The following is an 8,057-nucleotide window of genomic DNA, read 5'->3' as shown; positions in this document are numbered from 1 at the left end:
CCGGGAGGGCGTCCGTGATGTGCGCGGAGCCGACGGCCGTGAAGTGTTTGCGGTGCTTGAGCGCCAGTTGCGCCGCCCGCCCCTGGATGTCGTAGGACTCGTGGGCGAAGGCCGTAGCCAGCGCGGGCGCGAGGTCGTCGGCGCAGCCGGGCGACTCACGTACGAGCTGGTCGAGCCAGGTCAGGCCGGCCCGCACCAGCGTCACCTCCGCCCGGAACAGCAGCCCGGACAGAGCCTCCGGCAGAGCGTCCGGAAGGGCGTCCGGCAGAGCGTCCGGAAGGGCGTCCGGAAGGGCGTCCGGCAGAGCGTCCGAGAACGGGTCGGAGGAGCGGCGGAGGTGGTGGAGGGCGAGCTGGGCCACCGGGCCCGGGGACGCCGGGAGCAGGCTCAGGTAGTCGCGGAGATACGGCGCCACCTCCGCGTCCGACGGCTCAAGGATCTCGTGCAGGCGGACGAAGAAGCGCAGGTCCTGGGCCGTGCCGCCGCGCAGGAACCGGCGCACGCAGCCGTCCAGGAGCACCTGACGATCGCCCCACTTGTCCAGCTTCCTGAGCCAGCCCGTGTGATGGGTGACGCGCTCGTGCTGGAGCACGCGCCCGACTCCCTCGGCCTCGAAGAGGCGCGGCAGGAGAGCCGGCCAGAGCGGGTCGGCGCGCTTGACCGTGCCGCTCGTCACCCAGGCCACCACCAGCGGGTCGTGCTGGGGCGGCTCGACGCCGGTGTGCCGGAGCAGCGCGAGGGCGAGCGGCGTGCCGGGGTCGCGCGGGCCGCGGAGCTTGGCGGCCAGGCGTACGGCGAGGTCGGCCTGCCAGGCGGCGGGACGGTGGTCGATGAGGCGGATGATCGGGGCCGGGTCGCCGAAGTCGAACCTCGGCGCGTAGCGGCTGACGCTCATGAGATCGCGGCGGTTGAGCCAGGACACCACGGCGGTGACCGGGCCGAGCGTGCCCGCGCCGGCCAGACGCATCAGCTCGCGCCACCGCTCCCAGGGCTGGGTCGGCAGCTCGACCCAGTCGTCGTCCTCCCAGGACGACTGCCGGGCCTCGGCGTGGTCGCGGAGGACGGGGATGTGGTCGCGTAACTCGGCGGCGACGGCCTTGCGCTCACCGGGATCCAGGGCGATCAGCCGGTCCACGAGCTTGTCGTCGTCGCCCGCGTCGATGAGGTCGCGGATCTCGTCCCAGACGGTCACTCCAGAGCTCCTGTCAGCCGATCGATGATGCAGGTCAACGCGGGTCGATGGGATGGAACTGTAGAGGTCGCCGCCGACAGAAACCATGGTGCGGTTGTGACGGATGAGGGTACGACCCCGGGTGATGAGCCTGTGGGAGTACATCGAGGATCGATGGGATCTCATCGTCTTCGAGACGATTCAGCACGCCAGCATGGTCGCCCAGTGCGTCCTGGTGGCGGCGCTGCTCGGCGTGCTCGCCGGCGTCGCGACCTACCGCCGTCCCCGCTCGGCGGCCCTGGCCACGGCCTGCGCGGGGGTGCTGTTCACGATCCCGTCGCTGGCCATGCTCGGCCTGCTCATCCCGCCGCTCGGGCTCGGGGTGGCGCCCAGCGTGACGGCTCTTGTCCTGTACGCGCTGCTGCCGATCATCCGCAACACCGTGGTCGGCCTGCGCGGCGTCGATCCGACACTGGTGGACGCCGCCAGGGGCATCGGGATGAGCCGGGTGCGCTCGCTGGCCAGGATCGAGCTGCCGCTGGCCTGGCCGGTGATCCTGACGGGGATCCGGGTGGCCACGCAGCTCGCCATGGGCATCGCGGCGGTGGCGGCCTACGTCTCCGGCCCCGGGCTGGGCGAGCAGATCTTCTCCGGCCTGGCCCGGCTGGGCGGTGCGAACGCGGTCAACTCCACTCTGACGGGGACGATCGGGGTCGCGATGCTCGCCCTGATCTTCGACGGCTTCTTCGTGCTGCTCGGGCGGCTGACCATTCCGGGGGGCGTACGTGGGTGAGGTTTCCGAAGGGGGCTCGCGGGAGCCCCAGCACGGTGTGCCGATCGAGTTGCGCAAGGTCACCAAGGCGTTCCCAGGCGGCGGCGATCCGGCCGTACAAGAGCTGGACCTGAACATCCCGGCAGGCGAGATCGTCGTCCTGCTCGGCCCGTCCGGCTGCGGCAAGACCACCACCATGCGCATGATCAACCGCCTGATCGAGCCCACCTCCGGCGACATCCTGATCGGCGACCAGAGCTCCCGCGACATCGATCCCGACCGGCTGCGCCGCCACATCGGCTACGTGATCCAGCAGGCCGGCTTGTTCCCCCACATGACCGTGGCCGCGAACATCGCCCAGGTCCCCAAGATGCTCGGCTGGGACAAGCGGCGCATCGCCGAGCGCGTGGACGAGCTGCTCACGATGGTCGGGCTGGAGCCGGGCACCTACCGCGACACCTACCCGCGCCGGCTGTCCGGCGGGCAGCAGCAGCGCGTCGGCGTCGCCAGGGCGCTGGCCGCCGACCCGCCCGTGATGCTCATGGACGAGCCCTTCGGCGCCCTCGACCCCATCACCCGCGAACGCCTCCAGGACGAGCTGCTCCGCCTCCAGGACGACCTCGCCAAGACCATCGTGTTCGTGACGCACGACGTCGACGAGGCCCTGAAGATCGGCGACCACATCGCGGTCATGCAGAAACCCGGCCACATCGTCCAGTACGCCACCCCGGCCGAGATCCTCACGAACCCCGCGAGCGAGTACGTCGCGCAGTTCCTCGGCGGCGGCTCCTCCATGCGCCTGCTCCGCCTGACCAAGGTCGGCGACATCGCCCTGGACCAGGTCCCGTACGCCTCCGAGGACGCCGACGCGGCCGAGCTGCTGGCCGAGATCGAGCGGGACGGCCGCGGGTACGCGCTGATCCTGGACGGGATGCGCCGGCCGCTGCGCTGGGTCTTCACGGCCCAGCTCGAAGGGCGCAGCGGCCGGGTGGGCGCGGCCGGCGACGAGATCGGCGAGCCGATCAGGCACCGCATGACGCTGCAGGACGCCATGGAGGCGCTGCTCAACGCCGACTACGAGATCGTCCCCGTGGTGGGCAGGCGGCAGGCGTACGCGGGGGCGTTGTCGCTGGGCACCGTGCAGAACGCGATCTCCGCCATCAAGGACCGCGAGCGCGAGCGGCGGAGAGGGGCGGGCAGGTGACGGTCGAGGCGGCCGCCGCCAAGGAGGCCACGACGCCGGAGCCGGGGATCGGGCGCTCGTGGCGCATGCTGCTGCCGCCGCTCTGCTATCTGGCCGTGGCCGTCGCGATGATCGTCTACACCCAGACGACGCCGCTCGACGGCATCGAGCGCGGCTCGCTCAACCTGCCGTTCATCCTGCGGCGCACATGGGAGCACATCCAGCTGGTCTTCTACTCGACCGTGCTGGTGCTCGTGGTGGCGTTGCCGCTGGGCGTCCTGCTCACCAGGCGCGGCGCGCGCAGGGCGACGCCGTTCGTGCTGGCGCTGGTGAACGTGGGGCAGGCCACTCCGGCGGTCGGCCTGGTGGTGCTGCTGGCGGTGCTGTTCCACATCGGGTTCTGGACGGCGGTGGCGGCGCTGTTCGCCTACAGCCTGCTGCCCACGCTGCGCAACACCATGGTGGGGCTCGAACAGGTGGATCCGCGGCTGATCGACGCGGGGCGCGGGATCGGCATGTCCGCCACGGGGGTGCTGGCCAAGGTGGAGCTGCCGATCGCGGTCCCGGTCATCCTGTCGGGGGTCCGTACGACGCTGGTGCTGAACGTGGGCACGGCGGGCATCGCGGCGTTCATCGGGGCGGGCGGGCTCGGCGATCTGATCACCACCGGGGTCAGCACGCAGCGCAGCCTGATCCTGGTCACGGGGTGCGTGCTGATCGCCGTGCTGGCGTTGCTCATCGACTGGCTGGGCGGGCTGGCGCAGCGTTTCCTCGCTCCCAAGGGGCTGACTTGAGAGCTCTCGTCGCGCTCCTGTTGCTGGTGACGGTGACTCTGCCGGTGGCCGGGTGCGGGCTGCGGCCGGCGTCGTCGTTCGTGCCGCCGGTCGAGCCCGGCAGCATCCGGTCGCTGCCCGCGCTGGCGGGCACGCCGGTGCGGGTGACGTCCAAGGAGTTCACGGAGCAGCTGGTGCTCGGCAAGATCGCGGTGCTCGCCCTCACCGCCGCCGGCGCCGACGTCACCGACCAGACGAACGTCCAGGGCAGCGTGAACGCCCGCGCCTCCCTCATCCGCGGCGACGCCGACCTCATGTGGGAGTACACCGGCACCGGCTGGATCACCTACCTCGGCCAGAGCGACCCGATCCCGGACCCGGTCAAGCAGTACGAGGCCGTACGCGACCTGGACCTGCGCCGCAACGGCATCGTCTGGCTCCCGCCCGCCCCGCTGAACAACAGCTACACGATCGGCGCCACGCGGGCCACGGCCGAGAAATGGGGCCTGAAGACGATCTCGGACATGACGAAGATCCCCGTGGCGCAGCGCACGTACTGCGTCGACCACGAGACCTTCGGCCGCGACGACGGGTTCCTCGGCATGCTCAAGGGCTACGGGCTGACGTACGGCAAGGACGTCCTCCCGTCGAACGTCCGGCGCATGTCGACCGGCGTCCTGTACAGCGCCATCGCCGACGGGCAGTGCGCGCTCGGCATGGTGACCACCACGGACGGGCGGCTGCAGGCGCTCGACCTGGTGCTGCTGGAGGACGACAGGAAGTTCTTCCCCATCTACAACGCGGCGGTGACCATGCGGCGGCAGCTCGCCGACGCGCATCCGGAGATCGCCGGGATCTTCGCGCCCATCAGCGCCCGGCTGACCGACGACGTGATCCGCAAGCTCAACGCGCAGGTGGACGTGGACGGCGGCGTGCCCGTCCTGGTGGCCCGCGACTGGCTGCGCTCCGAGGGCTTCGTTCGCTGAGGCCCGCGCCGGGCCCGTTCACCGCCTGTCCGTGAGGACCCCATGGCGTTAGCCATATCCGCGCAGGGGCAGGCCGATGGACATGTCACAGACACCACCACCCCAGCATCAGCCCTATCCGGGACAGACCGGCGAGATGACCCCGGAGCCGCGTGACGAGATGCGGGACTACGTCGGCCGGGACCTGCTGAGCGGCCGGAAAGCCTTGATCACCGGCGGCGACTCGGGCATCGGCCGTGCGGTCGCCGTGGCCTTCGCCAAGGAGGGCGCCGACGTCGCGATCGCGTACCTGAACGAGCACGACGACGCCGCCCACACCCGCAAGCTGGTCGAGGCGGCCGGGCGGCGCTGCGTGCTGCTGCCCGGCGACCTCGCCGACCGCGACCACTGCGCCTCCGTCGTCGAGCAGACGGTCTCCGAGCTCGGCGGCCTGGACGTGCTGGTGAACAACGTGGCCTACCAGCAGCCGGTCGACGGCCTGGAGGATCTCCCCGACGAGCAGTGGGAGCACACGTTCGACGTCAACATCCACAGCTACTACCGCGTCACCAAGGCCGCGCTCCCCCACATGAGGGCGGGCGGCGCGATCATCAACACCTCCTCCATCAACGGCCTGCGCGGCAACAAGACGCTCATCGACTACGCCACCACCAAGGGCGCCATCAACGCCTTCACCTACTCCATCGCCCAGAACCTGGTCGAACGCGGCATCAGGGTCAACGCCGTAGCCCCCGGACCGGTCTGGACGCCGCTGATCCCGGCGACGCTGCCGGCGGAGAAGGTCGGGAAGTTCGGCGAGCACGTGCCGATGCAGCGGCCCGCCCACCCGGACGAGATCGCCCCTTCGTACGTGTTCTTCGCCGCCGACCGGCTGTCCTCGTATTACACGGGTGAAGTTCTGGCCCCGATCGGCGGCGAGACCCTCCCGGGCTGAGCCCCGGACGCGCCGCGGTTTCTCCGGCGGCATCGGGGCGAGCGGGCCCGGAGGTTTGGCGATCGCCCCTGGCGGTACGGTCCCATCAGGGGAAACACATGAAAAAGATCGCCGCTTTCGTAGGACTCATGGTGTTGGCCACCCTCGGCGCGACCGCCGCCTCCGGGGACGGCGTGGACCAGCACGAGGTGAGCAAGGAGCAGTACGCGACCCTGACCGCCCAGTGCCGCTACGCCGACACGGGGAAGGCGCGATGCCGTTCGGCGGTCAAGGAGCTCTATCGCATCGGCAAAACCGACCGGACACTCGACTGCCGCACCTACTCCGGCGTAACCGTGTGCGGCACGCTGCGGCTCAGCAAGGCCGAGCGCCAGTGCCTGAGGGACTCCACGAGCAAAGGACTGCCGTACCGCCGCGCCGAGGTGGAATGCTACGCGCTCTCCTGAGGAGTTGAGGCCGTGATCATCGTGGGAGTGGACGGCTCCCGCGCCGGGCTGGAAGCCGCGGGCTGGGCCGCCGTCGAAGCAGCGTTGCGCCGGACTCCGCTGACGGTGGCCCACGCCGTGCCGAGGTGGGTGTGTGAGGCGGCCGGCGGCCGCTACGCCGAGGTGAACCGCTGGATGCGCGAAGGCGCGCAGACCGTGCTCGCCACGGCCCACGACCGGGCGCTGCGCGAGCGTCCCGGGCTCCTCGTGGAGACCCTCCTCCTGCCCGGCGACCCCCGAACCGCCCTGATCAAGGCGGCGGAGGACGCCGAGCTGCTGGTCGTGGGCAGCCGCGGGATCGGCGGCGTACGCGGGCTGCTGGTCGGGTCCGTCGCGTACGGGGTCGCCGCGCACGCCCGTACGGACGTCGTGCTGGTCCGCGACCGCCCGCCGCCGAAGGCTCACCCACCTGGATCACCTGAGCGCGGCTCGTCGCAGGGCGGCTGGTCGGCGGGCGGTTCGTCGGCGGGCGGTTCGTCGGCGGGCGGCTCGTCGGCGGGCGGAGAGGTGGTCGCCGGGGTGGACGGCTCGACGGGCGCGCACCGGGCTCTCGGCTTCGCCTTCGACTACGCCGAACGTCACGGCATGCGGCTGCGCGCCGTACAGGCCTGGGCCTGGCCGCACGCGGAAGGCTTCGCGCCGGCCGACCCGATCAGCGAGCAGGACGTCCGGCAGACCCTGCAAGAAGTGCTGGCCAGGCACCGCGAGCGGCATCCAGGGGTGGACGTGATCGCGGAGGTCGTGCACGGCCACCCGGTCGAGGTGCTGCGCGAGGCGGCGGCGGGCGCGGACCTGCTGGTGGTGGGCTCGCGCGGGCACGGCCAGCTCGCGGGGATGCTGATGGGCTCGATCAGTCAAGCCATGCTGCACCACGCCCCCTGCCCGCTCGCCGTGGCCAGGCACGCCTGAAAGTTACATGCCCGACCCGGCGTCTTCGCAGGTCGCCGGTCCAGTTGAAGAGGGCTCACTTCCCGCCGTACCCGGGCGCTCCTACGATCTGCGCAGGCTACGACGGGAGAGCAGACGATGCGCAGGACCAGCGCCGTGCTGGCGGCGATGCTGGCGGTGGCGGGAGCGGTGATCTTCGCGACGACCGCGCCGGCCAGCGCCGCGGCCACCAGGATCATGCCATTGGGCGACTCGATCACCGGATCCCCCGGCTGCTGGCGGGCCCTGCTCTGGAACAGACTCCAGAGCACCGGCTACACCGACATCGACTTCGTCGGCACCCTTCCGCCGCAGGGCTGCGGGGTCACGCACGACGGGGACAACGAGGGCCACGGCGGCTTCCTCGCCACCAACGTGGCGAACCAGAACCAGCTGCCCGGCTGGCTCTCCGCGACCAGGCCCGACATCGTCCTGATGCACTTCGGCACGAACGACGTGTGGAGCAACATCGCGCCGGCGACGATCCTCAGCGCGTTCACGACGCTCGTGAGCCAGATGCGCGCCAGCAACCCCAACATGAAGATCCTGGTCGCCAAGATCATCCCGATGAACCCGTCCAGCTGCGCCGACTGCGCCCAGCGCGCCGTGAACTTCAACAACGCCATCCCCGCCTGGGCCGCCGCCACCACCACGACGCAGTCGCCGATCACGGTGGTGGACCAGTGGACAGGGTTCAGCACGAGCACGGACACCTACGACGGGGTGCACCCGAACGCCGCCGGCGACCAGAAGATGTCCGACAAGTGGTACCCGGCCCTCGCGAACGCGCTGTCCGGCACCTCCACCCCCACTCCCACTCCGACGC

At 71.0% G+C, this 8,057-nt stretch carries 9 protein-coding genes; 8 read left to right on the top strand and 1 reads right to left on the bottom strand.

Going from position 1 to position 8,057, the window contains the following annotated elements:
- On the bottom strand, positions 1–1,192 hold a 1,192-nt coding region (locus ETD85_RS64130), incomplete at its 3' end, for a hypothetical protein (RefSeq protein ID WP_206059540.1).
- Positions 1,193–1,295: 103 nt separating this feature from the next.
- Between ETD85_RS64130 and ETD85_RS57680 the strand changes: the two genes are divergently transcribed.
- From ETD85_RS57680 to ETD85_RS57645, 8 genes are all read left to right on the top strand, one after another.
- A complete protein-coding gene (locus ETD85_RS57680; protein WP_240780091.1) occupies positions 1,296–1,964 on the top strand; it encodes an ABC transporter permease in 669 nt (222 codons plus the stop codon).
- Positions 1,957–3,147 (top strand): ABC transporter ATP-binding protein, encoded by a 1,191-nt coding sequence (locus ETD85_RS57675; protein ID WP_138698305.1) that lies wholly within the window; start codon positions 1,957–1,959, stop codon positions 3,145–3,147. Before ETD85_RS57680 ends, ETD85_RS57675 begins: the two co-directional genes overlap by 8 nt.
- Positions 3,144–3,920, top strand: coding sequence for an ABC transporter permease (locus tag ETD85_RS57670; RefSeq protein WP_240780090.1), 777 nt, complete (start codon positions 3,144–3,146; stop codon positions 3,918–3,920). Before ETD85_RS57675 ends, ETD85_RS57670 begins: the two co-directional genes overlap by 4 nt.
- The gene (locus tag ETD85_RS57665; RefSeq protein ID WP_138698304.1) at positions 3,917–4,885 is read left to right on the top strand and encodes a glycine betaine ABC transporter substrate-binding protein; all 969 of its coding nucleotides are present in this window, start codon (positions 3,917–3,919) and stop codon (positions 4,883–4,885) included. Before ETD85_RS57670 ends, ETD85_RS57665 begins: the two co-directional genes overlap by 4 nt.
- 82 nt (positions 4,886–4,967) lie before the next feature.
- Complete coding sequence (locus tag ETD85_RS57660) at positions 4,968–5,819, top strand: SDR family oxidoreductase (RefSeq protein ID WP_138698308.1); 852 nt, start codon at positions 4,968–4,970, stop codon at positions 5,817–5,819.
- Between the two features lie 128 nt (positions 5,820–5,947).
- A complete protein-coding gene (locus ETD85_RS57655) occupies positions 5,948–6,265 on the top strand; it encodes a hypothetical protein (RefSeq protein WP_138698303.1) in 318 nt (105 codons plus the stop codon).
- Between the two features lie 12 nt (positions 6,266–6,277).
- Positions 6,278–7,213 (top strand): universal stress protein, encoded by a 936-nt coding sequence (locus ETD85_RS57650; RefSeq protein ID WP_240780089.1) that lies wholly within the window; start codon positions 6,278–6,280, stop codon positions 7,211–7,213.
- Positions 7,214–7,330: 117 nt separating this feature from the next.
- Positions 7,331–8,057: SGNH/GDSL hydrolase family protein (locus ETD85_RS57645; protein WP_138698302.1), on the top strand; the 727-nt coding region annotated here is incomplete at its 3' end.

It is taken from the genome of Nonomuraea zeae (genome assembly GCF_005889725.1).
GTDB lineage: Bacteria > Actinomycetota > Actinomycetes > Streptosporangiales > Streptosporangiaceae > Nonomuraea > Nonomuraea zeae.
Note: the sequence above shows the minus strand (reverse complement) of the source record. Positions and strands in the feature narration are given on the sequence as shown.

Coding starts and splice junctions, on each gene's coding strand:
- ETD85_RS57660 (WP_138698308.1), top strand. CDS start 4,968: ATGTCACAGACACCACCACCCCAGCATCAGCCCTATCCGGGACAGACC.
- ETD85_RS57655 (WP_138698303.1), top strand. CDS start 5,948: ATGGTGTTGGCCACCCTCGGCGCGACCGCCGCCTCCGGGGACGGCGTG.
- ETD85_RS57680 (WP_240780091.1), top strand. CDS start 1,296: ATGAGGGTACGACCCCGGGTGATGAGCCTGTGGGAGTACATCGAGGAT.